Source organism: Streptomyces corallincola (assembly GCF_019104725.1).
In the GTDB taxonomy this organism is placed as follows: domain Bacteria; phylum Actinomycetota; class Actinomycetes; order Streptomycetales; family Streptomycetaceae; genus Streptomyces; species Streptomyces corallincola.
Map to the genome: position 1 here is coordinate 1 of NZ_JAHRXF010000013.1, position 26,070 is coordinate 26,070.

Here is a 26,070-nt window from a genome sequence, read left to right on the forward strand (position 1 = left end):
CTCTGCATTTCCGGGTGTTTTACAGTTGCTGAATGCGCCATGACCTCATCATCTTCGACAACGACGGTGTCCTCGTGGACAGCGAGCCGATCTCCAACCGGCTGCTGGCCGGTTGTCTGACCGAGCTGGGGATTGCCACGTCGTACGAGGACTCCATCCGGGACTACATGGGTTCGGCCATGCACCGGGTGCACGATCTGGTGCGGGAGCGGACCGGGCGGGTGCTGCCCGAGGACTTCGACGATGTGTTCCACGCTCGGGTCTTCGCGGCCTTCGAGCGGGAGTTGCAGCCGGTCGCCGGGGTCGGTGAGGTGCTGGAGAAGCTGGTGGCGGACGGGGTGCCGTACTGCGTGGCGTCCTCGGGGAGCCATGAGCGGATCAGGGTGGGGCACCGGGTGACCGGGCTGGACCGGTGGTTCTCCGAGGACCGGATCTTCAGTTCGCAGGATGTCGGGCGGGGCAAGCCGTCGCCCGATCTCTTCCTGTACGCGGCCGAGCGGATGGGGGTCGCTCCCGAGCGGTGCGGGGTGGTCGAGGACTCGCCGCTCGGGGTCCAGGCCGCCGTCGCCGCCGGGATGGACGTCTACGGGTTCACCGCGATGACGCCCGCGGACCGGCTGCGGGGGGCCACTCAACTCTTCGGTCATATGAGGGAGTTGTCTGACCTGCTGGTATGAGGTGCGGGGTCCGTGCTGCCCGGTGGGGTGGGTGCGCGGGGCTACCCACAGGTAGGTGGGGGTTCTACTCTCGCGCGCATGGGCGATGTGCTGCGGTGGGGGCGGGGGGCGTTGGGGGTTGCATTCTTTGTTCAGGGGGTGGCGTTCGCGCTGCTGGTGACGCGGATTCCGGCGGTGCAGGAAAGGTATGGGGTTTCTGACGGTCTCCTGCCTGTTTTTCTTGCCGCCGTGCCCGTCCTCGCCGGGGTGGGGAGTGTCGCCACCGAGCAGCTGGTGAAGCGGGTGCGGCCGAGTCGGTTGCTGAGGTGGTCGCAGCCGGTGGTGCTGCTCGCGCTGCTCGGGGTCGGGGCGGGGCGGTCCGTACTGCAACTCGCGCTCTGTCTGGCGGTGTTCGGGCTGGCGGTCGGGATGCTGGACGCCTCGATGAACATGCTCGGGGTGAGTCTCCAGCGGGCGTACGGGCGGAGCATCATTCTGGGGTTCCATGCCGCGTACAGCCTGGGCGGGATTCTCGGGGCGTCGCTCGCCTGGGCCGGGGCGCACTGGCATCTGGCGCTGTGGGTGTCGTATCTCCCTGTCGTGGCCGTGCTGTTGCCGGGGGCGCTCATCGGGAGCCGGTGGTATGTGGACGGGGAGCCGGGAGGCGCGGCCGAGGAGGCTCGGGGGCAGGTCCTGGTGTTCCGGTTGCTGCTGCCGCTCTGTCTGGTGATGACCTTCGCCTACATCGGGGACTCGACCGTCTCCAACTGGAGTGCCAAGTATCTGAAGGACGTGCTGGGGAGTTCGGAGCAGCTCGCCACCGTGCCGTACAACGTGTACATGGTGACGACGCTGGTCGGGCGGGCCGTCGGGGACTTCGGGGTGCGGCGGTTCGGCGCGTCGGGGGTCGTACGGGCCGGGGCGGTGGTGGCGGCCGGGGGGTTCGCGGTGGTGGCGGTGGCGCCCGGGGCGTGGGTGGGGATGCTCGGGTTCACGCTGCTGGGGCTCGGGCTGTGTGTGCTCGTACCGCAGACGTTCGCGGCGGCGGGGCGGCTGTTTCCGGGGGCCTCGGACGCGGCGGTGGCGCGGCTCAACATCTTCAACTACGTGGGTTTCCTGGTCGGTTCGCCGCTGGTGGGGGCGCTGGGGGACGCGTGGAGCTACCGGGGGGCGATGCTGGTGCCGATGGTCCTGGTGCTGGTGACGCTGTTCTTCGCGCGGTCGTTCGGGGCGCGGCCGGACCGATACGGTGGCGGGCATGAGCGGGCGCGCGCGGTTGATGTGGGACGAGGCGGTCACGGCCTATGACTTCGGCCCGGACCATCCGATGGACCCGGTGCGGCTGGCGCTGACCCGGCGGCTCGTCGCGTCCTTCGGGCTGGACCAGGATGTGGAGGTCGTCGCGGCGAAACCGGCCGGGGAGTCCACGCTGCGGCTGGTGCACCGGGCCGACTACATCGACGCCGTGCGGTCCGCCTCGGCCGATCCCGGTGCGGCGGACGGCGCGTACGGGCTCGGCACACTCGACGATCCGGCGTTCGCCGGGATGCACGAGGTGTCCGCGCTGATCGCGGGCCAGTCGGTGGGCGCGGCGGAGGCGGTCTGGCACGGCGAGGCGCTGCACGCGGTGAACTTCGCGGGCGGGCTGCACCACGCGATGCCGGGCGGTGCCTCCGGGTTCTGCGTCTACAACGACGCGGCGCTCGCGGTGGCGCGGCTGCTGGAGCTGGGCGCGGAGCGGGTCGTGTACGTGGACGTGGACGTGCATCACGGGGACGGGGTGCAGGCCGCGTTCTGGGAGGACCCGCGGGTGCTGACGATCTCGCTGCACGAGCATCCCGGCACGCTGTTCCCGCAGACGGGCTGGCCGCAGGAGACCGGGGCCGGGGACGGTGCGGGCACGGCGGTGAACGTGGCGCTGCCCGCCGGGACCGGGGACGCGGGGTGGCTGCGGGCGTTCCACGCGGTGGTGCCGGAGCTGGTCGCGGAGTTCCGGCCGCAGGTGCTGGTGTCCCAGCACGGCGCCGACACGCACTTCGAGGACCCGCTGGCGCATCTCGCGGTGTCCCTGGACGCGCAGCGGGCGGTGCAGGTCGCCTGTCACGAGCTGGCGCACGAGCACGCGGACGGCCGCTGGATCGCGCTCGGCGGTGGCGGGTACGCGGTGGTGGACGTCGTACCCCGGTCGTGGACGCACCTCGTGGGGATCGCGGCCGGGCGGGAGATCGCGCCGGAGACGGTGATCCCGGAAGGGTGGCGGCAGGAGGTGTACGCGCGGACCCGGCGGCTCGGGCCGCAGCGGATGACGGACGGCCGCTGGCCGGTGTCGTACGCCTCGTGGGAGTCGGGGTACGACCCGGCGGACCGGCTGGACCAGGCGGTGCTGGCGACCCGGCGGGCGGCGTTCCCGCTGCGCGGGCTGCTGCCGTAACGGCGTTGCCGCGCGGCCGGGTTGGCGGTCGCGTACGCCGACCGTGCGGTGTTCCGGCGGATTCGGCGCGGGCGGGGGCGCGGTGGGCCAGCATCGGTGGGGTGTTGACCCATGACGGCCTGCGGGCGCATCTGCTGGCGGCCCGGCTCGCCGGTACCGTGGCCACCGCGCGCGAGGGGAGCCTGCGCAGGTACCGGATGTTCGCGGACCGGGACCCGCGCGCGCTGCTCGGGCTCGATCCGCTGGGCGGGTGGGACCGGGCGGAGGTGCTGGCGCTGATGGTGCGGCGGTGCGGGGTCGTGGCCGATCCCGGATACGTCTCGGGGCCGGAGACGATCGATCCGGAGCGGACGTTGGCCGCGCTGGACGTGTTCGCGGAACGGGTCGGGGAGGCGGCGCGGCGGCGGGCGCCGGTGCTGATCGGCACCGGGCATCCGCACCGGCTGCTCGGTTTCTACGGTGCTCTGGCGGACGCGTTGTCGGCGGCGGGATGTGAGGTTCTCCGCCCGGCGCAGGGTCGTTGTATCGACATATTGACCCGGTTCGGTCTACGTACACACGTCCTGGAGTACGTCCGGGGGGTGGCCGTGGTGCGCGATCCGGGGGACGGGCGCCCCGGTGGTGAGCCGGGGGCGCACACGCATTCCCCGCTCCCGGTGCGGGTGGCGCTGGCCGCCGCCGCGGAGACCGGGGGGCCGTTGCCCGGACTGGTGATCGGGGACCACGGCTGGGTCTGCGGGGCTGGTCAACTGGGGTTCGAGGCCGTCGGTCTGGCCGACGCGGACGATCCGGCGCCGTTCGTGGGGGAGGCCGAGGGGGTGATCGCCGCCGTGGTGCCGCTGGACGACGGAGTGCGCTCCCCCCACTACCGTCCACTGGCCCGCTGGGTGCTCAAACGGGCATGTCTGTCATAGGCCGCCGATGGGTGCACCTCTTCCCCATTCGCATCACCCGCCCCTACATTGGGGAGTGAGCACGCAACGACGAAGAGTCACCGGAAGGGGAAGCCGGTGGCCGGTCGAGTGCGGAAGGTTCAGGTGTGTCATGGCTGCAAATGGCGAGAGGCCTCTGAACGAGGTCCAGTTCCTTACCGTGGCGGAGGTCGCGTCGCTGATGCGGGTCTCCAAGATGACCGTGTACCGCCTGGTGCACAGCGGTCATCTGCCGGCGATCCGGGTCGGGCGGTCCTTCCGCGTCCCGGAACAGGCGGTGCACGAGTACCTCCGTGACAGCTATGTGGGGGTGGAGACGGCCTGACGGCGCGTCCCGGCCCGGACCGGGATCACCCCTCGATTACGACCTCGGCGCTCGGGCGGGTAGGCTAGCCCCTCGTAGGTCGTGTGGGCCCGTGACGCCCAAACAACCGAGTGATGAGAAGTGAGCGAGGGTAGTCGTGGGCTCTGTTATCAAGAAGCGGCGCAAGCGGATGGCGAAGAAGAAGCACCGCAAGCTGCTCAAGCGCACGCGCGTTCAGCGCCGCAACAAGAAGTAGCGGCGAGCTGGAGCGTGCCCCTGTGGCCCCCCGTCCTTCAAGGACCGGGGGCCACAGGCATGTTCGGTCACCGCGCCGCGACACCGAGCGGCTAAGTTGGCGGCACAGGGGAACGCGGGTGGGGCCACGGTCCCCGCGAGGCCGGGAAGGAAGGCGCTGATCTTGGGGAAGGTCGTACTCGTCACCGGAGCCGCCCGGCGCCTGGGCGGCCGGTTCGTGCGCAGGATCGGCCGGGACCCGGACGTGGACCGGGTGATCGCGGTGGACGCGGTGCCCCCGGCGCACGACCTGGGCGGCGCGGACTTCGTCCAGGCCGACATCCGGCAGCCCGCCGTCGCGCGGGTGCTCGCCGAGACCGGCGCCGACACGGTCGTCCACCTCGACGTGACCGGCACCCCGCTCAGCGGCGGCAGCCGGGCCACGGTCAAGGAGACCAACGTCATCGGCACCATGCAGGTCCTCGGCGCCTGCCAGAAGGCACCGGGCGTGCGGCGGCTGGTGGTCAAGTCCAGTACGAACGTCTACGGTTCGGCCTCCCGCGACCCGGCCGTCTTCACCGAGACCACCCCGGCCAAGTCGCTGCCGAGCGGCGGGTTCGCCAAGGACACCGTCGAGGTGGAGGGGTATGTACGCGGGTTCGCGCGGCGGCGCCCCGATGTCGCGGTGTGCGTACTGCGGTTCGCCAACATCCTCGGCCCGGCCGCCGAGACCCCGCTCGCCTCCTACTTCTCGCTGCCGGTGCTGCCGACCGTGTTCGGCTACGACCCCCGGCTCCAGTTCGTGCACGAGGACGACGTGCTGGAGGTGCTGCGGATCGCCGCGCACGAGCCGCGCCGGTCCACGCTGAACAGCGGGACGTTCAACATCGCCGGGGACGGGGTGCTGCCGCTGTCGCAGTGCGCCCGGCGGCTCGGGCGGCCCACCGTGCCGCTGCTGCTCCCGGCGGTGACCTGGACCGGGTCGCTGGTGCGTACGCTGGGCATGTCGGACTTCTCACCGGAACAGATCCGGCTGCTCACCCACGGCCGGGTCGTGGACACCGGCCAGATGCGCGACACGCTGGGCTTCACCCCCCGGTACACGACGGCCGAGACGTTCGCGGACTTCGTACGCGGGCAGGGGCCGGGCCTGCTGCCGCCGGAGGCCCTGGCCGGGGCCGTCGAGCGGGTCGCCGCGCTCGCCGCCAGGAGCGGCGGGCCCCTTTCGCAGAGCGCCAACCAGAGCGCCGACTGAGGAGCGCAGCAACGATGGCGGACGCCAAGGTCATTCCGTTCGACGACGACCGGTCGCGCGGTGGTTCCGGCGCACGGCCGCCCCGGCGCCGGGGCACGGGCGGGCGGCGGGCCGCCGCGGAGGCCGCGCCGGTCCACGAGGTCCCGCCGTTCGACCCGGCCGCCGGGGAGGCCGTACCGGAGGCGCCGGACGGGCCGGAGGGGGCCGCCGGTGCGGAGCGGCGGATCGCGGCCGGGCTCGCGTTCCTGCGCCGCCGCCTCACCGGGGACTACACGGTGGACGACTTCGGGTACGACGAGGAACTCACCGATCAGGTCCTGATGTCGCTGCTGCGGCCGGTGTACGAGAAGTACTTCCGGGTCGAGGTGAAGGGCGTCGAGAACATCCCCGACAAGGGCGGGGCGCTGATCGTCGCCAACCACTCCGGGACGCTGCCGCTGGACGGCCTGATGATGCAGGTCGCGGTGCACGACCACCACCCGGCGGACCGGCACCTGCGGCTGCTCGCCGCCGATCTGGTGTTCGCGCTGCCGGTCGTCAACGAGCTGGCCCGCAAGCTGGGTCACACCCTGGCCTGTGCGGAGGACGCCGAACGGCTGCTGGCGCAGGGCGAGTTGGTCGGGGTGATGCCGGAGGGGTTCAAGGGCATCGGCAAGCCGTTCGGTGAGCGGTACAAGCTCCAGCGGTTCGGACGGGGCGGGTTCGTCTCGACGGCGCTGCGGCAGGGGGTGCCGATCGTCCCGTGCTCGATCGTCGGGGCCGAGGAGATCTACCCGATGATCGGCAACTCCCGCACGCTGGCACGGGTGCTGGGCATCCCGTACTTCCCGCTGACGCCGACGTTCCCCTGGCTCGGCCCGCTGGGCGCGGTCCCGCTGCCGACGAAGTGGACCATCCAGTTCGGGGAGCCGATCCCGACGGACGGGTATCCGGCGGAGGCGGCCGAGGACCCGATGCTGATGTTCAACCTGACCGACCAGGTCCGCGAGCAGATCCAGCACACCCTGTACAAGCTGCTGGTGCAGCGGCGCTCCGTGTTCTTCTGACCCCGGTTCCTTCCGGCCCCGCCCGGCGGCCCGGACGCACGTACGCCCGTGGGGGCGCCCCTGCTCGGAAAGGGGCGCCCCCACGGGCGTGTTGCCGTGCCGCGTGGTGACCGCTAGTCGGCGTCCTCGCCGTCGATGCCGAGGCCCGGAAGCAGGCCCGGCAGCAGCGGCGGGACGGTGACGTCCGGCGGCTGGACGGACGGCTTGGCGATGGACGGCGTACCGATGTCGCCGCCGATGTCCGGCGGGTTCAGCAGGCCGCCGGTGTCGCCGCCCACGAGTCCGCTGCCGGGTTCGCCGGAGGCGGAGCCGCTGGGGCCCGCGGACGCCGAGTGGCGCCCGGCGGACGGGGTGCCCGCGCCGGTGCTGCCCGGTGCCGCGGAGCGGTGCGTGCCGGAGCCGGACTCCCCGGCCGACGGACCGGCGCTGTGCCGCCCGGTGCCGTCGGTCCGCCGGGGTGCCTCGGGAAGCAGCGACTGGAGCGGCGCGACCTCCTCGTCTATGGCGTCGAACATCGAGGAGACCTCCTGCTTGACGTCCCCGAGCTGCACCGGGAGCCGGTCGCTCAACGAACTCCACGCCTCGCGGTGCGACTGGGAGAACGCCGACAGGGCCTGCATGGGGCCCAGCGAGTCCGGGTCGCGCTGGTAGGCGGCGCGCAGCAGGCGGTGGCCCTCGGCCACGTCGTGCCGCATCCCCGACAGCGTGCGGCGGATCTCACCGATCGACTCGTGGTCCAGGTGGCCGCCCCGGCCGCGCTCCATGAGCCGCCGCGCCTCGCTCAGCCGGGTGGACGCCTGGTCGAGATAGGTCTGGCCGCGCTCGTCGTCGTTGTCGCTCAGGTAGTTGAGCCGGAAATCCTCCATGCCCCGCTTGAGCCCGTACAGCGAGTCACCGGGCAGGGCGTCGGAACTGGCGGCGGCCACTCCGCCGAAGGCACCGGCGGCCACGCCCACGCTGAGCCCGCCCGCCGCGAGCCCCTTCGTCAGCCGCGACCGGGGACGGAGCTTGCCGAGCGGGCTCGCCCGGTGCGTCCCCCGGGCGCGGCCACGCTGCTCGGGCAGTGACGCGTCCGCCGCCGTACCCTCCTGGAGCATGGCCTCCATCGCGGCCACGAGCTGGGCGCGCTGGACGACCTTGACCTCGGGGTCGAGCTGGGGCCGGGGCAACTCGGCGAGCCCGGTGGCCAGGGTCAGCAGCTCGCCCTGGTCGCCCTGGTCGGCCCGCGCCCCCTGGTCCTGGACGGTCGGCGGCGGACCCGCCGACACCGCGGAACGCTCGGCCGCCGTGTCCCGGTCGGACTGCTCCTCCAGAGCCTGGGCGAAGGCGTTCGCCCGCCGGTGCGCCGATACGTTTGCGATCACGGGCGGCACCTCCTCTCATCATGACGGTCGGCTCTCCAGGGGGTCCTGAGGGCCGCCGTCCGTGACCGGACCGCACGATCGAGTGATCGGGGCCGGCCGGGACGTGACCACAGAGAGCCTGTATCCCGCACAACGAGTGGCTCGGCACTTGGGTTACGGACCGGGGGTGACCGGTTCGGAGAGTCAACGCGCCTTCACTGAGCGTGAGTTGGGGGTGCCCGTCAGCGGGTGTCCTCCGGGAGCAGCCGGGCCAGGGTGCGCACGGCCCGGTACTGGAGGGTCTTGATCGCCCCCTCGTTCTTGCCCATGACCCGCGCCGTCTCCGCCACCGACAGACCTTGCAGGAAGCGCAGCGTCACGCACTCCTGCTGCTGCGGGTTGAGCCGTCGTACGGCTTCGAGCAGCGCGGTGTTGGAGAGGTGTTCGAGGACGGACTCCTCCGGTGAGCGCGCGACCTCGTTGGCGTCGAGCATCTCGCCGGTGGTGACCTCCAGGCGGAACCGGCTGGACTTGAAGTGGTCCGCGACGAGGTTGCGGGCGATGGTCACCAGCCAGGCCCCGAAGTCGCGGCCCTGCCAGGTGAAGGTGCCGATCCGGCGGAGCGCCCGCAGGAACGTCTCGCTGGTCAGGTCCTCGGCGGTCGCCTTGCCGCCCACCCGGTAGTAGATGTACCGGTACACCGTGTCGCTGTACTGGTCGTAGAGCCGGCCGAACGCCTCGGACTCACCGGCCTGGGCGCGTTCGACCAGGTCCAGCATCCGGGCGCTGTCGCTGTCGGCGGCCGGGCGCCGGGCGGTGGGCGCGCCGGTGGTCCGGCCGCGTCTGCCGACGGCGGCACCGCTCTCGGCCAGTGCGTAGCACGGACCGGCGGGCGCGGCGGCGGTGGCGAGGGCGGGGACGGCGTACGCGGGGACGGCGTACGCGGTGGGGACGAGGCCGCGCAACGTCTCTTTGACCGTTGCGACTGTTGTGCGCAGCGTAGCCAGGCCCGAGGTGTCAACCCCGACGTGTGGGTACACGGGACTCCCAGAGGCAGAGCTTTCATCACGTGCGGTGCCCGGACTTTCACCCGTCGTAGCGACGGAAGGGGCACCTGATTGCGTTTGAGGAGAATAACGCTTCGTACAGGGGCTGCTACACCGAGTTGCTCAAACTGTCGGTTGCGTCGCTTCCGGTGCGGATTGGTGACGCTTCACGTGCCGCAAGCTGATCGCTTCTTGATCGAAAAGTGCTCGTTTTCGGTGATGCGATGGGCGAGTTACGGGGACGGAGGCATAATCCGGCGGCAGGCGGCACGTTTCGGCAGTCGCGGCCGGATGATCGAAGATGACGCGCGGAACACGCGTCCCCGGCGCCCGGTGCCGTAACCCCCGCGCGTTACAGGGGCGACAAAACGGGCGCGCCCCCGGTGCCGGGTGACGCGCCCTCGGGTTGGCGGGGGAGTGCTAGCGGCGGCGCCTGCTGATGGCGATGGCCGCCGCCGTGCCGCCCGCGACGGCGCCGACTCCGGCCGCCGCCGGGATGCCGACCTTCGCGGCCTTGCGGCCGGTGCGGTAGTCGCGCAGCCGCCAGTCCTTCTCCCGCGCGTGCCTGCGCAGCTTGGCGTCCGGGTTGATGGCGTAGGGGTGGCCGACCAGGGAGAGCATCGGGATGTCGTTGTGGCTGTCGCTGTACGCGGCGCAGCGGGTGAGGTCCAGCCCCTCGGCGGCGGCCAGCGCGCGCACCGCCTCCGCCTTGGCGGGCCCGTGCAGCGGCTCGCCGACCAGGCGCCCGGTGTAGACCCCGCCGACCGACTCCGCGACCGTGCCGAGGGCGCCGGTGAGGCCGAGGCGGCGGGCGATCACCGTGGCGATCTCCACCGGTGCCGCCGTCACCAGCCACACCTTCTGCCCCGCGTCCAGGTGGGCCTGGGCGAGGGCGCGGGTGCCGGGCCAGATCCGGTCCGCCATGTACTCGTCGTAGATCTCCTCGCCGATGCTCTGGAGCTCGGCGACGCGGTGGCCCTTGACGATGGAGAGCGCGGAGTCGCGGGCCTCCTGCATGTGCTCGGGGTCCTCGACCCCGGCCAGCCGGAACCACGCCTGCTGCCAGGCGAACTTGGCCAGCTCGCGGGTCTCGAAGAACTTCCGTTTGTACAGGCCGCGTCCGAAGTGGAAGAGGGCGGCGCCCTGCATGACGGTGTTGTCCAGGTCGAAGAAGGCCGCCGCGCGGTCGTCGCCGATCACCGGGAAGTCCGGCTCCTGCGCGGCGGGCCGGGTCGGCGCCTCCCGCGAGGACTTGCGCGCCGCCTCCGCGGCGGCCTCGCCTGCCAACACGCTCCGCGCCGTGGCGGAGCGCCTACGGGGAGTGAGCCATCCGAGAGCGGCCATGCCGTGAGCATAGCCATTCCGCAAGGGGGCGTTGGGAGCCGATGGGTTCGCGGGGTGTGAACTCTCCGCGACCGGGCCGTAAAAGAAGAGGGAGCGCGGTGCGGAGGCGGAGGGAGAATGGCGGCATGACTCCTCTCTTCCGGCGCAAGGCCGCTCCGCGGGAGCGTTTGGTCACACTGGTCCGCAAGGAGGGCTGCCATCTGTGCGACGACGCGCAGGCGGTGGTCGAGCGGGTCTGCGGTGAGCTGGGCGTGCCCTGGGAGCACAAGGACATCGGCGCGGACCGGGAGTTGTACGAGCGGTACTGGGAGCAGATCCCGGTGGTGCTGGTGGACGGGCGGCAGCACACCTTCTGGCGGGTGGACCCCGCGCGGCTGCGGAAGGAACTGACCGAGTAGTACAAGTGTCCGGTGAACGTCGCTTAGGATCGATGGCGCTCGACGTTCGGTCTCGGGGGCGGGATTCATGAGGAGTGTGTCGGTTTTGCCCCCACGAGTGACGTGCGTGACCCCGATCACGTTGGACGGGCAAAACGGACACCATCTTTGTGCACGCGTTCACAAAGACATAGCCTGCTTCCGACGGGGCGGTCCGGGGACGTATGGCCGCCAACAGCCCCGCTCTACCCGCAGGAGCACCGTGGCAACTGGCCGAACACACCGACCGGCGACCCGTAGCCGAGGAATTCCCGAGGCCACCGTCGCCCGTCTTCCGCTGTACCTCCGGGCCCTGACCGCGCTCTCCGAGCGCTCGGTGCCCACGGTCTCCTCCGAGGAACTCGCCGCCGCCGCCGGTGTCAACTCCGCCAAGCTGCGCAAGGACTTCTCCTACCTCGGCTCGTACGGCACCCGCGGGGTCGGTTACGACGTCGAGTACCTCGTCTACCAGATCTCCCGCGAACTCGGCCTCACCCAGGACTGGCCGGTCGTCATCGTCGGCATCGGCAACCTCGGCGCCGCGCTCGCCAACTACGGCGGGTTCGCCTCGCGCGGGTTCCGCGTCGCCGCGCTGATCGACGCCGACCCGGCGATGGCCGGGAAGCCCGTCGCGGGCATGCCGGTCCGGCACAGCGACGAGCTGGAGCGGATCATCGAGGACAACGGGGTCTCCATCGGTGTCATCGCCACCCCGGCCGGTGCCGCGCAGCCCGTCTGCGACCGGCTGGTGGCCGCCGGTGTCACCTCCATCCTGAACTTCGCGCCCACCGTGCTGTCCGTCCCCGAGGGCGTCGATGTGCGCAAGGTGGACCTCTCCATCGAGTTGCAGATCCTCGCCTTCCACGAGCAGCGCAAGGCCGGTGAGGAGACCGCCGCCGGTGACGGCGCGGTGCCCGCCGCCACCACCCGCCGGGGCGGCCCGGCCGACCAGGGACCCGACGGGGACGTGCCCGCCGTGATGCCGGCATGAGTCTCCTCGTCGTCGGGCTGAGCCACCGCAGCGCCCCGGTCAGCGTCCTGGAACGGGCCGCGCTCACCGCGGACGCCCAGGTCAAGCTGGTCCAGGACACGGTCGCCGCCGAGCCCGCCACCGAGGCCGCGGTACTCGCCACCTGTAACCGCATCGAGCTGTACGCCGACGTGGACAAGTTCCACGCCGGTGTCGCCGAGCTGTCCACGCTGCTCGCCCAGCACAGCGGCGTCGGCCTGGAGGAACTCACCCCCCACCTCTACGTCCACTACGAGGACCGCGCCGTCCACCATCTGTTCTCGGTGGCGTGCGGGCTGGACTCGATGGTGGTCGGTGAGGGACAGATCCTCGGCCAGATCAAGGACGCCCTGGCCCGCGCCCAGGAGCTGCACTCCGCGGGCAAGCTGCTCAACGACCTCTTCCAGCAGGCGCTGCGGGTCGGCAAGCGCGCCCACTCCGAGACCGGCATCGACCGCGCCGGGCAGTCCCTGGTCACCTTCGGCCTGGAACAGCTCGCGGCGGGCGGACCGGTGGAGGGCTGGGCGGCCGGGCGCCGGGCGCTGGTCATCGGCGCCGGGTCCATGTCGTCCCTGGCCGCCGCGACCCTCGCGCGGGCCGGGGTGGCGGAGGTCGTGGTCGCCAACCGCACCTTCGAACGCGCCGAGCGCCTAGCGGGGATCCTCGCCGACGGCGACGACACGGCGGTGACCGCCCGCGCGGTACGGATGGACGCCGTGCCGTACGAGCTGACACGTGCCGACGTCGTCGTCTCCTGCACCGGCGCGACCGGCCTCGTCCTCACGGCGGACGCCGTCGCGGAGGCGGCCCTCGGCCGTACCGGGCGGACCGCCACCGGGACCGCACCGGCCGGGGAGACGGCCCGTACCCCCAGGGCGCCGCAGGCCGCGGCCGAGGACGGCTGCCCGCTCGACCTGGCCGCCGTCCAGGGCGGCACCGGGTTCTCCGTGCACGGCGAGGCCGCCGTCGCCGGGATGGACGCGGCCACCCTCGAACAGCACGCGGCCTGGGTGGACAACGGCACCGCCGACCGGCGCGAGAGCGCCCGGCGCACGCCCGAGACCGACCCCGAACTGATCACCGCGCTGGCCGCGACCGCCGCCACCGCCGGACGGGTGCCCGAGCGGCGCCGCCCCGAGCCGGTGGCCGTCATCCCGCGCCCGGCGCCCGCCCTGTTCCTCCTCGACCTCGCCATGCCCCGCGACATCGACGCGGCCGTGCACCGGCTGGCCGGGGTGCGCCTGGTGGACATCGAGTCGCTGGCGGAGGCGTCGGCCGACGCCCCGATGGCGGCCGACGTGGACCGGGTGCGGCGTATCGTCTCCGACGAGGTCGCCGCCTTCGGCGCGGCGCAGCGGGCGGCGCACATCACGCCGACCGTGGTGGCACTGCGCAGCATGGCCGCCGACGTGGTCGCGGGCGAGATCGCGCGGCTCGACGGCCGGCTGCCCGGCCTGGACGAACGCCAGCGCGGCGAGATCCGGCAGGCCGTGCACCGGGTCGTGGACAAACTCCTGCACGCACCGACCGTACGGGTCAAGCAGCTCGCGGCCGAGCCCGGCGGTGCCGGGTACGCGGACGCGCTGCGGACCCTGTTCGACCTCGACCCCGAGACGGTGGCCGCCGTCTCGCGGGCCGTGGACAGCACAGACGAGAAGGACCGACCGGCATGACTGACAGGGCTTTGCGGCTGGGGACCAGGCGGAGCAAGCTCGCCGTGGCCCAGTCCGGGCAGGTGGCGGACGCGGTCCGCCGGGCGACCGGACAGCAGGTCGAGCTGGTCGAGATCACCACCTACGGCGACACCTCGCGCGAGCACCTCGCGCAGATCGGCGGCACCGGTGTCTTCGTGACGGCGCTGCGCGACGCGCTGCTGCGCGGCGAGGTCGATTTCGCCGTTCACTCGCTCAAGGACCTGCCGACGGCGCAGCCCGAGGGGCTGGTGCTGGCGGCCGTACCGCAGCGCGAGGACCCCCGTGACGTGATCGTCGCGCGGGACGCGCTGAAGTTCACCGACCTGCCGCGTGGGGCGCGCGTCGGCACCGGCTCGCCCCGGCGCATGGCGCAGCTCAACGCGTACGCCCGCGCGCACGGACTGGACATCGAGACGGTCCCGATCCGCGGCAACATCGACACCCGCGTCGGATATGTGCGCGCCGGTGAGCTGGACGCGGTGGTGCTGGCCGCCGCCGGGCTCAGCCGGATCGGCCGCACCGACGAGGTGACCGACTTCCTGTCGGTCGATACGGTTCTGCCCGCCCCCGGCCAGGGGGCCCTGGCGATCGAGTGTGCCGCGGACCGCGCGGACCTGATCGCCGCGCTCGGCGAACTCGACGACCCGTTCAGCCGGGCCGCCGTCACCGCCGAACGATCTCTGCTCGCCGCCCTGGAGGCCGGATGCAGCGCCCCGGTGGGCGCGCTGGCCGACCTGCTGGCCGACGGGCGGAATGTCAAGGAAATGCGCCTGCGGGCCGTTGTCGGCACCACCGACGGCTCCCGCACGGTGCAGATGTCCACCACCGGTCCCGTGCCCCTCACGCACGACGGGGCGACGGCACTCGGGCGCGAACTCGCCTCCGGGATGCTCGCCCAGGGCGCGGCCGGTCTGATGGGGGAGCGAGCACTGTGAGCCCCACCACTCTTCCCGCCGGTCCGGAGCACGGGCACGTCACCTTCCTGGGTGCCGGACCCGGAGATCCGGGACTGCTGACCCTGCGCGCCGTGGAGGCGCTGTCCCACGCGGACGTCCTGGTCGCCGAGCCCGATGTGCTCGACGTCGTGCGGACGCACGCCCGGCAGGGCGTGTCGGTCGTGCCCACGGACGCGTCCTCGGAGGCGCGGCCGGGCACTCCGCAGCTGACCGTCGTTGACGGGGCGTCAACAACCGCCGCCGCCCCGGCTGTCGTCCGGGACGCGGCTCATCTTGTCATGGAGGCCGCGCGGGGCGGCAGGCGGGTCGTACGGGCGGTGTCCGGTGATCCGGGCCTCGACGCCTACGCGGCCGAGGAGATGCTCGCCTGCGCGGCGGCCGGGGTGCCCTTCGAGGTCGTCCCGGGTGTCGCGGCGGCGGTCGGTGTCCCCGCGTACGCCGGTGTGCCGCTGCGCGACGCGCAGGGCGCGGACGTCCGGTTCGTGGACGCCCGTACCGCCTCCGCGCGCTGCTGGACCGAGGTCGGCGCCTCGGACGGCACGGCCGTCGTGTCCACCACGCTGGACGCGGTGGCGGCGGCGGCCGGGGAGCTGGTCTCCGCCGGGCGCAAGCCGGACACCCCGCTGTCCGTGACGGTGGCCGGTACGACCACCCGGCAGCGCACCTGGACGGCGACGCTCGGCACGATCGCGCAGACGCTGAAGCAGGCGAAGGTGCTGCCCTCGCCGGACGGCGGCCGACCGGTGATAGCCGTGGTCGGCGAGCTGTCCGCCGCCGCCCGGCGCGACCAGTTGTCGTGGTTCGAGTCCAAGCCGCTGTTCGGCTGGAAGGTCCTCGTGCCGCGCACCAAGGAGCAGGCGGTGTCGCTCTCCGACCAGCTCCGCTCCTACGGCGCGGTGCCGTACGAGGTGCCGACCATCGCGGTGGAGCCGCCGCGCACCCCGCAGCAGATGGAGCGGGCCGTCAAGGGCCTGGTCACCGGGCGCTACGAGTGGATCGCCTTCACCTCGGTGAACGCGGTCAAGGCGGTCCGCGAGAAGTTCGAGGAGTACGGTCTCGACGCCCGCGCGTTCGCCGGGATCAAGGTCGCCGCGGTGGGCGAGCAGACCGCGAAGGCGCTGATCGCCTTCGGCGTGAAGCCCGACCTGGTGCCGAGCGGCGAGCAGTCGGCGGCCGGGCTGCTGGAGGACTGGCCGCCCTACGACCCGGTCTTCGACCCGATCGACCGCGTCTTCCTGCCGCGTGCCGACATCGCCACCGAGACCCTGGTGGCCGGGCTGATCGAGCTGGGCTGGGAGGTGGACGACGTCACGGCCTACCGGACCGTGCGCGCCTCGCCGCCGCCCGCCGAGACGCGGGAGGCCATCAAGGGCGGCGGGTTCGACGCGGTGCTGTTCACGTCGTCCTCCACGGTCCGCAACCTCGTCGGCATCGCGGGCAAGCCGCACAACGTGACGGTGATCGCGTGCATCGGCCCGGCCACGGCGAAGACCGCCGAGGAGCACGGGCTGCGGGTGGACGTGATGGCGCCCGAGCCGTCCGTGCTGAAGCTGGCGGAGGCGCTGGCCGACTTCGGCATGAAGCGCCGCGCCGCGGCCCTGGAGGCGGGCGACCCGGTGACCCGGCCCAGCGAGCGGCGTCCCGGCGCCCGGAGGCGCAGGACGACCACGACCTGAGCCCTGCCCGACCGACCGGCGGCGGAGCACCCCTCGGGGGGCGCTCCGCCGCCGTTTCGCGTTCCCGTTCGCCAACTCGCTGAACTCTTCCGCCCGTTGACGCGTGTGATGTGCGAGACCGTTCGGGGCAATCGGGCCTCACGGTGTGGAAGCCGCAGAAAGGTGAACAAATGCTGAGCAATCTGAAGCGTTCCGCCGCCGTCACCGGTGCGCTGGCCGTCGCGTCCGTCTCCCTGGTCGTGGGCGCCACCGGCCAGGCCTCGGCCGACCCGGACGACCCGAGCGTCACCACCGTCGCCGAGTACTCCAATGTGGCGTTCTGCATGGCGAACCTGCCGCGTTGGCAGGCGGAGAACCAGAACACGGGTGTCCAGTTCCGCTGTGTCTTCAAGGGCGGCACCTGGCACCTCCTGTTCTAGGACCTGTCACCGGCACGGCGGCGGAACGCTGCTCGGAAGCGCTCCGCCGCCACCGTTCGCGGTCCGACATCGCGTCGGCAAGGGGGCGGGCGGGCCGGGCGTAGCGTAGGGGGCATGACGAAGTACGGAACCTTCCCCGGTACGCGTCCCCGGCGGCTGCGGACCTCGCCCGTCATGCGCCGGATGGTCGCCGAGACCCGGCTGCACCCGGCCGACCTGATCCTCCCGGCGTTCGTCCGCGAGGGCGTGAGCGAGCCGGTGCCGATCGGGGCGATGCCCGGGGTGGTGCAGCACACGCGGGACAGTCTGCGGAAGGCCGCCGTGGAGGCGGTGGAGGCCGGGGTCTCCGGGATCATGCTCTTCGGGGTGCCGGAGGACGCCAAGAAGGACGCCCTCGGCACCCCCGGCACCGACCCGGACGGCATCCTCCAGGTCGCGCTGCGCGACGTGCGCGCCGAGGTCGGGGACGACCTGCTCGTCATGTCCGACCTGTGCCTGGACGAGTTCACCGACCACGGTCACTGCGGGGTCCTGGACGCCGAGGGCCGCGTGGACAACGACGCCACGCTGGAGCGGTACGCCGAGATGGCCCAGGTCCAGGCGGACGCGGGCGCCCATGTCGTCGGCCCCAGCGGCATGATGGACGGCCAGATCGGGGTCGTGCGCGACGCGCTGGACCAGATCAACCGGGAGGACGTGGCGATCCTCGCCTACACCGCGAAGTACGCCTCCGCGTTCTTCGGGCCGTTCCGGGAGGCCGTCGGCTCCTCCCTCCAGGGCGACCGCAAGACCTACCAGCAGGACCCGGCCAACCTGCGCGAGTCGCTGCGTGAGCTGGAGCTGGACCTCGCCGAGGGCGCCGACATGGTCATGGTGAAGCCCGCCGGGCCCTACCTCGACATCCTGGCGCGGGTCGCGGACGCGGTGGACGTGCCGGTCGCCGCGTACCAGGTCTCCGGGGAGTACGCGATGGTCGAGGCCGCCGCCGAGAAGGGCTGGATCGACCGGGACCGGGCGATCATGGAGACCCTGACCGGCATCAAGCGGGCGGGCGCCCGCACCATCCTCACGTACTGGGCGACGGAGGCGGCGCGGGCGCTGCGCTGAGCACCCGCCGCTCCGGCGGGGTCAGTCCCACCAGAAGGTCCACGAGGTGGCTCCGGGCAGGGTCTCGGCGTACTTGGCCAGATCCGCCGGGCTGTCCGGCTCCACCACGTCCGGGCAGAACGCGCCGTGTTCGGCGGCCAGCGTCAGGGCCGCCTCCGCCGTCGTGGGCGGCGCCCCGACCGACACCGTGAGGTGGTCGAAGCCGAGCCCCACGACGCGTATGCCGTAGCGGTCCTCCCAGGAGCGGAGGACCGCGCAGAGCCGGGCCACGTCGTCGTCGTGGTTCAGCGGGCCCGACCAGCCGAGCACGGCCGGGATGTCGGCGGAGCGGCGGGCCGGGACCAGCGCGAGGTGCGGTCGCGCGAAGCGGCTGTCCTCGGTGAGCGCGTCCGCGACCACCGTCGCGCGGGTGTCGGGGTCGGCGGTGGGCGTGCCGTCCGGCGCGAAGCCGGGCCACTCCTCGTCCGAGAGGTCCGCCCAGTACTCCGTGAGCACGTCCTCGGCGTCGTGATCGCCGGGGTACGAGGCGTGCTCCGGCATCAACTCCCAGTCGCTGGGCGCCCCTTGAGCGCCACCTAGCTCCAGCAGCACCGGCAGCAGCCCCGCCCGCGCGGCGGGCCGCCCGAGCGCCTTCCACGTGCCGGGGCCCGCCGTCTTCTCCGCGTGCCACAACAGGGGTTCGCCCGTGGGCGCCTTGCCGACCAGTCGGCCGGGCGGCAGTGCGAGGCCGACGCTACGGCCGCTGGGGTCCGTTGCCAGCCTGGGCAGCGGGTTGGGAAGAGTCGCCATGCCCGTGACTGTAGGGGGTGGCACTGACAGTGCCGGGTGCGATCCGTCGCCGTACGCGGGTGCGGAGTCGGTCGGCGTACTGGTACGCGCGTGCCGCCGCCGGTGTCGGGTCGCTGAGGTCGTCCGTCACGGCGACCTCCACGCCTCCGCTGTACTGCGCGGTCATGTTGTAGATGAACGTGCTCAGCGAGGCGAGCGCCGTCCCGAGGACGATCTCCATGACCGCCACGGCGCCCCCGATGACCAGGGTCGTCCACACGCCCGGCCACTCACCGGGCGCGACGATGTCCAGCACGGCCGCGAGGATCACCATCCCGAGCAGCACGCTCGCCCCGAGCCCGGTCAGGAACAGGAAGCTCGTCACCGTCACCGACCAGGGGTCCGCCTCGGATATCCGCATCCGCGTGCTTCCCGGACGGGGTATCGGTGCCGGTACCTCCACCGCGGGGGCGGGGCCTCGGGTCCTGCGCCGTGATCTGCTCATGCGCTACTCCCCTGGCTGGCTCGCATTCCACCAGCGACGGTATGCGGGGGCGGGGGGCGACGCATCCAGAAGAGTTACGGTGCGTGAGGGGTACCGCTGAACGGGTGTATTTGGGGGATCAGCGGGGCTGAGCTGCGGCGTACGCGGTGAAGGTCTGCCAGGTGGCGCTGGCCACGTGCAGCTCGGGGCCCGTGGTGGGGGTGTGCTTGGAGTCGCGGACGTGGATGTGGTCTGGCGCGAGGGCCACTTCGAGGCAGGCGCCGCCTTCTTCCATGCTGTGTGACGACTTGAACCATGCAAGTGCGGTGCTCATAGCTCTCCTAGCAGGTCGTCCAGCAGGCTCGCGGAAAACTCGGGAGTCAGGGCCTGCGAGCGCAGCATCGCATACTTGCGGGCCAGGAAAGACACCCATTCCGGGTCCCTCACCAACTCGCTGCCTCCGTAGGACTCGGTGTACGCGAGCTGCTGATGATCGGGTGTCTCCATCAGGGTGAAGAAGCCGCCGATACCCGCATGCCCGTCCCGTTTCAACGGGAGGATCTGCAAGGAGACATGCGGGATATCGGCTGAATCCCGCAGGCGCTCGATCTGTTCGCGGTGCGCCTCCGGGCCGCCCACAGGGAATCGAATCACGGGCTCCCAGATCACGAAGCTCAGCGTGGGCGGGTCTGGGCGGTGGATGATCTCCTGACGGTTCAGCCGCTCCGCGATCATCTCCTCCAGTTTCTCGGCGCTGAAGGCGGGGACGCGGCATCTGAAGACGGCACGTGCGTATGCCTCGGTCTGCAATATGCCGGGCATCACGAGGGCGTCGAACCACGAGAGTGACAGCGCATCGTGCTCGTGCTGCATGTACTGCTCTGCGTTCAAGGGGAGCTGGTCCACTTCGGGAAGCTTGGCAACGCCTGCCGCCAGCATGCCCTTCGTGTCCAACAGATCGTCGATCAGCACGGCGAGGTCCGGCATCAGTACGCGCCGTCCCTGCTCAATCGAAGCGATCGTCTCCTCGTCCACGTTCAGACGGCCCGCCAGTGAGCGTTGGGTGTAACCCGCCGCCTTGCGTGCTGCCTGTAGCTGGGCGCCCAGCATTCTCATGGACGAGTAGTTCTTCTTGCGTGGCAGCTTGCCCGAGTTCATGTTGCTCCCACTCCCCACAGGCACACCGCCCGGACCCTTTCCAACCCGTACTCATAACGAGTACGGGCTCACTCCCTGATCCACGCTAGTGACTGTGCGCCACATTCGTACCGTGAACGTAGAAACCGAACTCCCCAAGCAGCGCGACCAGTTCTACGGTCGCGCCCGCCAATCCGTCCCCGCTGCCAGGAAGTTCGCGGAGTGGTCCTTGGACCACTGGGGGCTCACTGACTGGGCCCGCGCCCGCGATGTGTCGCTGTGTGTGAGCGAGTTGGCCACCAACGCGCTCGTGCACGGGGTGCCGCCCGGCCGGGGTTTCCTCGTGCGGGTGCGGTACGACGGGACGCTCGTCCGGGTCGAGGTGCACGACAGCGGCTCCGGCGTCCCGCACCTCGCCGGGGTGGGCGGCGCGGACGACGAGCACGGGCGCGGCCTGCTGCTGGTGGCGGCGCTCGCGGACAAGTGGGGGGTGGGGGAGCGGGTGCCCGGCAAGCTGGTGTGGTGCGAGTTCGCGGTGGAGTGAGGCGCGGGGGCGCGGCCCTCGCCCGGAGGTCCCTGCCGTTGAGTGACCGAGCCGTTTCGGAACGCGGTGTGACCAAGTCGAGGCTGCTTTGCAGCACAAACGGTGAACGCCATAGAGGTCAAATACGGTGTGTAGTTATGACACTCATGACGACTCCTTTCGACACGCGAGCCACCGCCACGGAGATCCTGGCCGGAACCGACCTCACCGGGCGGCGGATCATCGTCACCGGAGGGGCCTCCGGCCTCGGCACGGAGACGGTGCGCGCGCTCGCCGGTGCGGGTGCGCGGGTCACCATCGCCACCCGTGACCCCGCACTCGCCAAACCGCTCCTCGACGCGTTCCCCGGTACCGAGGCCGTCGCGCTGGACCTCGCCGACCTGGACTCGGTCCGGGCCTTCTGTGCCGCGTGGGACGGGCCCCTGGACGCGCTGGTCGCCAACGCGGGCGTGATGATGCTGCCCACCCGGCAGGTCAACGCGCAGGGCTGGGAGATGCAGCTCGCCACCAACTACCTCGGCCACTTCGCCCTGGCGAACGGCCTGCACGGCGCCCTGAAGGCGGCCGAGCGGCCCCGGGTGGTCACTCTCAGCTCCGGTGCCCACCTGGTGGTGGGCTTCGACTTCGACGACCCGCAGTTCGAGAACCGCCCCTACGACCCCTTCGCCGCCTACGCCCAGTCGAAGACGGCCGATGTGCTGCTCGCCGTCGGTATCAGCCGCCGGTGGGCGGACGACGGGATCGTGGCCAACTCCTGCGCCCCGGGTGCCATCCACACCAACCTGGCCCGGCACCTGGACGAGCCCACCCTGAAGGCGCTGGGCGCGATGGACGACGAGGGCAACCTCATCACCCCGGACCACTTCAAGACGGCGGAACAGGGCGCCGCCACGACCGTGCTGCTCGCCGCCTCGCCGCTTCTCGACGGCGTGACCGGCCGTTACTTCGAGGACAACCAGGAGGCCACCCTGGTGGAGGGCGGCCCGCAGCTGATGGCCGCCGGTCCCGAGAACCTGATGCGAAACGTCGCCACCTGGGCTCTCGACCCGGCCGCCGCCGACCGGCTGTGGGACTACGCGCTTCCCGTGATCCACGAAGCCGCCTGACACCGGAACCAGTACGTCCCGGAACGCCCTAGAACACGAGGTACCACACGTTGTCGTCCGACTTGAAGACGCACTGGTAGTGGGCGTCCGGGTTGCTGTCGCTGGCCTGGCGGATCGCCCTGTTGAGCTCGCACGGGGCCTGGGAGGTGAAGTGTCCGACGGAATTCTTGGACGTGTCCGTCCACTCCGCGGCGGCCGGGGTGGTGGAGCCGAGGACCAGCGCGAGGGCCGAGACGGCCAGGGCACCCGAGGCGGCTATGGAGCGCTTGACGCGGTGACGCATGTTCGTGCCTTTCGTCCGCACGTGGGCCATTCGGAATCAATTGACCCGAATGGTCATACGCTCCCTACACGAGCCAACGGCCGGGCAGGTTCACGGAGTTGAGGACATGCACGGGAAGGCGGCCGTGGGGCCCGCGGTGATCGGGGCCCCACGGCCGGCCGTCAGAGCTTCTCCGGGGTCCTGATGCCCAGCAGGGTCATCCCCGTGTGCAGGGTCCGGGCCGTCAGGTCCGCCAGGAACAGGCGGTTCTCCATCTGGGCCGGGGTCTCGGCCTTCAGGACCGGGCACTGGTCGTAGAAGGTCGTGAGGTGGGAGGCGAGCTGGTAGAGGTAGGCGGCGAGCTTGTGGGGCTCGTAGCCGGAGGCGACCTCGTGGACCGTCTCCGCGAACTGGTCCAGGTGGAGCCCCAACGCACGTTCCGCCGGGGCGAGTTCCAGCTCGGGGTGGGCCGCCGGGACCGCCGCGCCCGCCTTGCGCAGGATGGACTGGACACGGGCGTAGGCGTACTGGAGGTAGACCGAGGTGTCGCCGTTCAGCGAGACCATCTGGTCCAGGTCGAACTTGTAGTCCCGGACCGCCGAGGTGGACAGGTCGGCGTACTTGACCGCGCCGATGCCGACGTAGCGGCCGTTCTCGGTGATCTCCTCGTCCGTCAGGCCGACCTTCTCCGCCTTCTCCCGGACGACCGCCGTGGCCCGCTCGACGGCCTCGTCCAGGAGGTCCTCCAGCTTCACCGTCTCGCCCTCACGGGTCTTGAACGGCTTGCCGTCCTTGCCGAGGACCGTGCCGAACGCGAGCTGCCGCGCGTCCACGTCCGCGCCGAGCCACCCGGCCCGCCGGGCGGTCTCGAAGACCATCTTGAAGTGCAGGGCCTGCCGGGCGTCCACCACGTAGAGGAGGGTGCTCGCCTTCAGGTGGAAGACGCGGTCCCGGATCGCGGACAGGTCCGTCGCCGCGTACCCGAAACCGCCGTCCGACTTCTGCACGATCAGCGGGACCGGGTTGCCGTCCGGGCCCTTCACGTCGTCGAAGAACACGCACAGCGCGCCCTCGGAGCGCACCGCGACACCGGACTCCTCCAGCAGGCGGCAGGTCTCGGCGAGCATGGCGTTGTAGCCGGACTCGCCGACCACGTCCGGGTCCCGGATCTCCATGTCCAGCTTGTCGAAGACCGAGTAGAAGTAGACCTTCGACTCGTCCACGAACTTCTGCCACATGGCCAGCGTCTCCGGCTCGCCCGCCTGGAGGTCCACCACCCGGCGCCGGGCCCGCGTCTTGAACTCCTCGTCGGAGTCGAAGAGGGCACGGGACGCCTTGTAGAGCCGGTTCAGGTTGGACATGGCCTGCTCGCCGGAGGCGGCCGTGCCGTCGTCGCCGGAGCGGTCCAGCTCGTGCGGGTGCTCGATCAGATACTGGATGAGCATGCCGAACTGGGTGCCCCAGTCCCCGATGTGGTGCCGCCGGACCACCGTCTCACCGGTGAACTCCAGCAACCGCACCACCGCGTCACCGATCACCGCCGACCGCAGGTGACCGACGTGCATCTCCTTCGCCACGTTCGGCTGGGCGTAGTCGATGACCGTCGTACCCGACAGCTCCGCGAACGGGACGCCGAGCCGGCCGGTGGCGTCCGCGTACCGCGCGGCCAGGTTCTCGGTGATCGCCCGGTCCGCGATCGTCACGTTGAGGAAGCCGGGGCCCGACACCTCCACGTCCGCGATCACCCCGCCGGTGACCAGGTGGGACACCACTTGCGTGGCCAGCTCGCGCGGGTTGGCCTTGGCCTTCTTCGCCAGCGCCAGGATGCCGTTGGCCTGGTAGTCCGCCCGGTCGCTTCGGCGCAGCAGCGGGTCCGCGCCCGCCGCCTCCGGCACGGAGGCCGTGAGCGCGGACGCCAGGTGCTGCTGGACGGAGTCGCTGAGGGACGTGACCGAGGCCATGAGGTGGATGCCGTTTCTGCTCGGGTTCCGGGGCGCGCCGGCGGACAGCGCTTCGGAGCCGAGTATCCCACGCGGTGAAAAGCGGTTTTCGTGCTCGCGGGCCCGCCTGGGACAATGGACCGGCCAGCCGTGCGACCGTACCGGCTGCCGGACAGGAAGAAGGACGTGCCGATCGTGGCTCAGAGCACCGAGACCACCGACTGGGTCTCCCGTTTCGCGGACGAGGTCATCGAGGCATCGGAGCGCCGCGCCCCGGGGAAACCCGTCGTCGTCGCGTCCGGGCTCTCCCCGTCCGGCCCGATCCACCTCGGCAACCTGCGCGAGGTCATGACCCCGCACCTCGTCGCCGACGAGATCCGCCGCCGGGGCCTGCAGGTACGCCACCTGATCTCCTGGGACGACTTCGACCGGTACCGCAAGGTGCCGAACGGCGTCCCCGGTGTGGACGAGAGCTGGGCCGAGCACATCGGCCGCCCGCTGACCTCCGTGCCCGCGCCGAAGGGCTCCGACCACCCGAACTGGGCCGAGCACTTCAAGGCCGCCATGACCGCCTCGCTCGCCGAGCTGGGTGTCGAGTTCGACGGGATCAGCCAGACCGCGCAGTACACCTCCGGCGTCTACCGCGAGCAGATCCTGCACGCCATGCGCCACCGCGCCGACATCGACGCGATCCTCGACCAGTACCGGACCAAGGCCAAGCCCGGGAAGAAGCCCCAGCAGAAGGCCGCCGACGCCGCCGAGCTGGAGGCCGAGGAGGGCTCCGGCGCCGCCGCCGAGGACGACGGCGGCTCCGGCTCCGCCGGGTACTTCCCGTACAAGCCGTACTGCGGCGGCTGCGGCAAGGACCTCACCACCGTCACCGCCTACGACGACGCCACCACCGAGCTGGCCTACACCTGCACCGCCTGCGGCTTCTCCGAGACCGTCCTGCTCAGCGAGTTCAACCGGGGCAAGCTGGTCTGGAAGGTGGACTGGCCGATGCGCTGGGCGTACGAGGGCGTGATCTTCGAGCCCAGCGGCGTGGACCACTCCTCGCCGGGCTCCAGCTTCCAGGTCGGCGGGCAGATCGTCTCCCTCTTCGGCGGCGAGCAGCCCATCGGCCCGATGTACGCCTTCGTCGGCATCTCCGGCATGGCCAAGATGTCCTCCTCGCGCGGCGGCGTCCCCACCCCCGGCGACGCCCTCCGGATCATGGAGCCCCAGCTGCTGCGCTGGCTCTACGCCCGCCGCCGCCCCAACCAGTCCTTCAAGATCGCCTTCGACCAGGAGATCCAGCGCCTCTACGACGAGTGGGACAAGCTCGCCGCCAAGGTCCAGGACGGCTCCGCGCTGCCGGGTGACATCGCCGCGTACGCCCGCGCCGTCGGCACCGCCGCCGCGCCGCTGCCCGCGACCCCGCGCCCGCTGCCTTACCGCACCCTCGCCTCCGTGGCCGACGTCACCGCCGGGCACGAGGACCAGGCGCTGCGCATCCTCAGCGAACTCGACCCCGACCAGCCGCTGACCTCGCTCGCCGAGGCCCGGCCGCGCTACGACAGGGCCGAGGCGTGGATCAACACCCACGTCCCCGCCGACCAGCGCACCATCGTCCGCGACGAGCCCGACGCCGAGCTGCTGAAGTCCCTCGACGACGCCTCCCGGCAGTCGCTGCGCCTGCTGCTCGACGGCCTCGCCGCCCACTGGTCCCTCGACGGCCTCACCCAGCTCGTCTACGGCGTCCCCAAGGTCCAGGCCGGTTTCTCCGCCGACGCGGGCCCCAAGGAACTCCCGGCCGAGATCAAGACCGCCCAGCGCGCCTTCTTCGCCCTGCTCTACCGCCTCCTCGTCACCCGCGACACCGGGCCCCGGCTGCCCACGCTGCTGGTGACGGTGGGACAGGAGCGGGTGCGGACGCTGCTGGGGGAGTGACTCCCGCCACGGCACGGTGAACCGACGAAGGG

The 26,070-nt window shown here is 71.7% G+C and carries 27 protein-coding genes; 18 read left to right on the forward strand and 9 right to left on the reverse strand.

The window, feature by feature from the left end; all coding sequences use genetic code 11:
* Positions 1-32 precede the first annotated feature (32 nt).
* The 8 genes from KUM39_RS11345 to KUM39_RS11380 all read left to right on the forward strand — a co-directional run bounded on the left by KUM39_RS11345 (position 33) and on the right by KUM39_RS11380 (position 6,858).
* Positions 33-677, forward strand: coding sequence for an HAD family hydrolase (locus KUM39_RS11345; RefSeq protein WP_217785407.1), 645 nt, complete (start codon positions 33-35; stop codon positions 675-677).
* Between the two features lie 78 nt (positions 678-755).
* Positions 756-1,964 (forward strand): MFS transporter, encoded by a 1,209-nt coding sequence (locus tag KUM39_RS11350; protein WP_217785408.1) that lies wholly within the window; start codon positions 756-758, stop codon positions 1,962-1,964.
* Positions 1,915-3,087: an acetoin utilization protein AcuC gene (locus KUM39_RS11355; RefSeq protein WP_217785410.1), complete on the forward strand. Its 1,173-nt coding sequence runs from the start codon at positions 1,915-1,917 to the stop codon at positions 3,085-3,087. Before KUM39_RS11350 ends, KUM39_RS11355 begins: the two co-directional genes overlap by 50 nt.
* Before the next feature lie 101 nt (positions 3,088-3,188).
* The gene (locus tag KUM39_RS11360; RefSeq protein WP_217785411.1) at positions 3,189-4,001 is read left to right on the forward strand and encodes a phosphatase; all 813 of its coding nucleotides are present in this window, start codon (positions 3,189-3,191) and stop codon (positions 3,999-4,001) included.
* 130 nt (positions 4,002-4,131) lie between these two features.
* Positions 4,132-4,344 (forward strand): helix-turn-helix domain-containing protein, encoded by a 213-nt coding sequence (locus KUM39_RS11365; RefSeq protein WP_217785412.1) that lies wholly within the window; start codon positions 4,132-4,134, stop codon positions 4,342-4,344.
* 136 nt (positions 4,345-4,480) lie between these two features.
* Complete coding sequence (locus tag KUM39_RS11370) at positions 4,481-4,579, forward strand: 30S ribosomal protein bS22 (RefSeq protein WP_003948845.1); 99 nt, start codon at positions 4,481-4,483, stop codon at positions 4,577-4,579.
* A 162-nt stretch (positions 4,580-4,741) separates the two neighbouring features.
* A complete protein-coding gene (locus tag KUM39_RS11375) occupies positions 4,742-5,812 on the forward strand; it encodes an NAD-dependent epimerase/dehydratase family protein (protein ID WP_217785414.1) in 1,071 nt (356 codons plus the stop codon).
* Between the two features lie 14 nt (positions 5,813-5,826).
* Positions 5,827-6,858: a lysophospholipid acyltransferase family protein gene (locus tag KUM39_RS11380; protein WP_217785415.1), complete on the forward strand. Its 1,032-nt coding sequence runs from the start codon at positions 5,827-5,829 to the stop codon at positions 6,856-6,858.
* Positions 6,859-6,971: 113 nt separating this feature from the next.
* On the opposite strand, the gene KUM39_RS11385 is transcribed toward KUM39_RS11380, so the two are convergent.
* From KUM39_RS11385 to KUM39_RS11395, 3 genes are all read right to left on the reverse strand, one after another.
* Entirely contained in the window at positions 6,972-8,222 is a 1,251-nt protein-coding gene (locus tag KUM39_RS11385) for a DUF5667 domain-containing protein (protein ID WP_217785417.1), read from the reverse strand.
* Positions 8,223-8,443: 221 nt separating this feature from the next.
* Positions 8,444-9,241 (reverse strand): ECF subfamily RNA polymerase sigma factor, BldN family, encoded by a 798-nt coding sequence (locus tag KUM39_RS11390; RefSeq protein ID WP_217785419.1) that lies wholly within the window; start codon positions 9,239-9,241, stop codon positions 8,444-8,446.
* Between the two features lie 426 nt (positions 9,242-9,667).
* Positions 9,668-10,591, reverse strand: a complete 924-nt coding sequence (locus KUM39_RS11395) for an HAD family hydrolase (protein ID WP_217785421.1) — start codon at positions 10,589-10,591, stop codon at positions 9,668-9,670.
* A gap of 125 nt (positions 10,592-10,716) precedes the next feature.
* Between KUM39_RS11395 and KUM39_RS11400 the strand changes: the two genes are divergently transcribed.
* From KUM39_RS11400 to hemB, 7 genes are all read left to right on the forward strand, one after another.
* A complete protein-coding gene (locus tag KUM39_RS11400) occupies positions 10,717-10,989 on the forward strand; it encodes a glutaredoxin family protein (RefSeq protein ID WP_217785423.1) in 273 nt (90 codons plus the stop codon).
* A gap of 241 nt (positions 10,990-11,230) precedes the next feature.
* Positions 11,231-11,998, forward strand: coding sequence for a redox-sensing transcriptional repressor Rex (locus KUM39_RS11405; RefSeq protein ID WP_217785425.1), 768 nt, complete (start codon positions 11,231-11,233; stop codon positions 11,996-11,998).
* Entirely contained in the window at positions 11,995-13,689 is a 1,695-nt protein-coding gene (locus KUM39_RS11410) for a glutamyl-tRNA reductase (protein WP_217785426.1), read from the forward strand. The genes KUM39_RS11405 and KUM39_RS11410 overlap by 4 nt, the downstream gene beginning before the upstream one ends.
* Positions 13,686-14,645, forward strand: coding sequence for a hydroxymethylbilane synthase (gene hemC / locus KUM39_RS11415; RefSeq protein WP_217785427.1), 960 nt, complete (start codon positions 13,686-13,688; stop codon positions 14,643-14,645). Before KUM39_RS11410 ends, hemC begins: the two co-directional genes overlap by 4 nt.
* Positions 14,642-16,342, forward strand: a complete 1,701-nt coding sequence (locus tag KUM39_RS11420) for a bifunctional uroporphyrinogen-III C-methyltransferase/uroporphyrinogen-III synthase (RefSeq protein ID WP_217785429.1) — start codon at positions 14,642-14,644, stop codon at positions 16,340-16,342. Before hemC ends, KUM39_RS11420 begins: the two co-directional genes overlap by 4 nt.
* Positions 16,343-16,512: 170 nt before the next feature.
* Positions 16,513-16,761: a hypothetical protein gene (locus tag KUM39_RS11425; RefSeq protein ID WP_217785430.1), complete on the forward strand. Its 249-nt coding sequence runs from the start codon at positions 16,513-16,515 to the stop codon at positions 16,759-16,761.
* Between the two features lie 114 nt (positions 16,762-16,875).
* Positions 16,876-17,868, forward strand: a complete 993-nt coding sequence (hemB, locus tag KUM39_RS11430; protein WP_217785431.1) for a porphobilinogen synthase — start codon at positions 16,876-16,878, stop codon at positions 17,866-17,868.
* A 21-nt stretch (positions 17,869-17,889) separates the two neighbouring features.
* Here hemB and KUM39_RS11435 read toward each other — a convergent pair whose 3' ends face one another.
* From KUM39_RS11435 to KUM39_RS11450, 4 genes are all read right to left on the reverse strand, one after another.
* A complete protein-coding gene (locus KUM39_RS11435; RefSeq protein WP_217785433.1) occupies positions 17,890-18,657 on the reverse strand; it encodes a DUF4253 domain-containing protein in 768 nt (255 codons plus the stop codon).
* Positions 18,602-19,057, reverse strand: coding sequence for a DUF3566 domain-containing protein (locus tag KUM39_RS11440; RefSeq protein ID WP_217785435.1), 456 nt, complete (start codon positions 19,055-19,057; stop codon positions 18,602-18,604). The genes KUM39_RS11435 and KUM39_RS11440 overlap by 56 nt, the downstream gene beginning before the upstream one ends.
* Before the next feature lie 202 nt (positions 19,058-19,259).
* Positions 19,260-19,454 (reverse strand): DUF397 domain-containing protein, encoded by a 195-nt coding sequence (locus tag KUM39_RS11445; RefSeq protein WP_217785436.1) that lies wholly within the window; start codon positions 19,452-19,454, stop codon positions 19,260-19,262.
* Positions 19,451-20,278, reverse strand: a complete 828-nt coding sequence (locus KUM39_RS11450) for a helix-turn-helix domain-containing protein (protein ID WP_217785437.1) — start codon at positions 20,276-20,278, stop codon at positions 19,451-19,453. Before KUM39_RS11450 ends, KUM39_RS11445 begins: the two co-directional genes overlap by 4 nt.
* Positions 20,279-20,390: 112 nt before the next feature.
* On the opposite strand from KUM39_RS11450, the gene KUM39_RS11455 reads away from it, so the two are divergent.
* Positions 20,391-20,801: an ATP-binding protein gene (locus KUM39_RS11455; RefSeq protein WP_217785438.1), complete on the forward strand. Its 411-nt coding sequence runs from the start codon at positions 20,391-20,393 to the stop codon at positions 20,799-20,801.
* A 137-nt stretch (positions 20,802-20,938) separates the two neighbouring features.
* Positions 20,939-21,907: an SDR family NAD(P)-dependent oxidoreductase gene (locus tag KUM39_RS11460; protein WP_217785439.1), complete on the forward strand. Its 969-nt coding sequence runs from the start codon at positions 20,939-20,941 to the stop codon at positions 21,905-21,907.
* A gap of 28 nt (positions 21,908-21,935) precedes the next feature.
* Here the strand turns inward: KUM39_RS11460 and KUM39_RS11465 are convergent, their stop codons facing one another.
* Entirely contained in the window at positions 21,936-22,190 is a 255-nt protein-coding gene (locus KUM39_RS11465; protein WP_217785440.1) for a hypothetical protein, read from the reverse strand.
* Between the two features lie 161 nt (positions 22,191-22,351).
* On the reverse strand, positions 22,352-24,130 hold the full coding sequence (argS, locus tag KUM39_RS11470) for an arginine--tRNA ligase (protein WP_217785441.1): 1,779 nt from the start codon (positions 24,128-24,130) through the stop codon (positions 22,352-22,354).
* A gap of 165 nt (positions 24,131-24,295) precedes the next feature.
* Between argS and lysS the strand changes: the two genes are divergently transcribed.
* Positions 24,296-26,038 carry a lysine--tRNA ligase gene (lysS, locus tag KUM39_RS11475; protein ID WP_217785442.1) on the forward strand — a complete coding sequence of 581 codons (1,743 nt, stop codon included), beginning with the start codon at positions 24,296-24,298 and terminating at the stop codon, positions 26,036-26,038.
* Positions 26,039-26,070 lie beyond the last annotated feature (32 nt).

Excerpts from the sequence above, each read along its gene's own strand:
- hemC (WP_217785427.1), top strand. The coding sequence starts at position 13,686 with ATGACTGACAGGGCTTTGCGGCTGGGGACCAGGCGGAGCAAGCTCGCC.
- KUM39_RS11440 (WP_217785435.1), bottom strand. The coding sequence starts at position 19,057 with ATGCGGATATCCGAGGCGGACCCCTGGTCGGTGACGGTGACGAGCTTC.
- KUM39_RS11395 (WP_217785421.1), bottom strand. The coding sequence starts at position 10,591 with ATGGCCGCTCTCGGATGGCTCACTCCCCGTAGGCGCTCCGCCACGGCG.
- KUM39_RS11355 (WP_217785410.1), top strand. The coding sequence starts at position 1,915 with ATGAGCGGGCGCGCGCGGTTGATGTGGGACGAGGCGGTCACGGCCTAT.
- KUM39_RS11365 (WP_217785412.1), top strand. The coding sequence starts at position 4,132 with ATGGCTGCAAATGGCGAGAGGCCTCTGAACGAGGTCCAGTTCCTTACC.
- KUM39_RS11460 (WP_217785439.1), top strand. The coding sequence starts at position 20,939 with ATGACACTCATGACGACTCCTTTCGACACGCGAGCCACCGCCACGGAG.
- KUM39_RS11450 (WP_217785437.1), bottom strand. The coding sequence starts at position 20,278 with ATGAACTCGGGCAAGCTGCCACGCAAGAAGAACTACTCGTCCATGAGA.
- KUM39_RS11435 (WP_217785433.1), bottom strand. The coding sequence starts at position 18,657 with ATGGCGACTCTTCCCAACCCGCTGCCCAGGCTGGCAACGGACCCCAGC.
- argS (WP_217785441.1), bottom strand. The coding sequence starts at position 24,130 with ATGGCCTCGGTCACGTCCCTCAGCGACTCCGTCCAGCAGCACCTGGCG.
- hemB (WP_217785431.1), top strand. The coding sequence starts at position 16,876 with ATGACGAAGTACGGAACCTTCCCCGGTACGCGTCCCCGGCGGCTGCGG.
- KUM39_RS11345 (WP_217785407.1), top strand. The coding sequence starts at position 33 with ATGCGCCATGACCTCATCATCTTCGACAACGACGGTGTCCTCGTGGAC.
- KUM39_RS11445 (WP_217785436.1), bottom strand. The coding sequence starts at position 19,454 with ATGAGCACCGCACTTGCATGGTTCAAGTCGTCACACAGCATGGAAGAA.
- KUM39_RS11350 (WP_217785408.1), top strand. The coding sequence starts at position 756 with ATGGGCGATGTGCTGCGGTGGGGGCGGGGGGCGTTGGGGGTTGCATTC.
- KUM39_RS11410 (WP_217785426.1), top strand. The coding sequence starts at position 11,995 with ATGAGTCTCCTCGTCGTCGGGCTGAGCCACCGCAGCGCCCCGGTCAGC.
- KUM39_RS11465 (WP_217785440.1), bottom strand. The coding sequence starts at position 22,190 with ATGCGTCACCGCGTCAAGCGCTCCATAGCCGCCTCGGGTGCCCTGGCC.
- KUM39_RS11425 (WP_217785430.1), top strand. The coding sequence starts at position 16,513 with ATGCTGAGCAATCTGAAGCGTTCCGCCGCCGTCACCGGTGCGCTGGCC.
- KUM39_RS11400 (WP_217785423.1), top strand. The coding sequence starts at position 10,717 with ATGACTCCTCTCTTCCGGCGCAAGGCCGCTCCGCGGGAGCGTTTGGTC.
- KUM39_RS11380 (WP_217785415.1), top strand. The coding sequence starts at position 5,827 with ATGGCGGACGCCAAGGTCATTCCGTTCGACGACGACCGGTCGCGCGGT.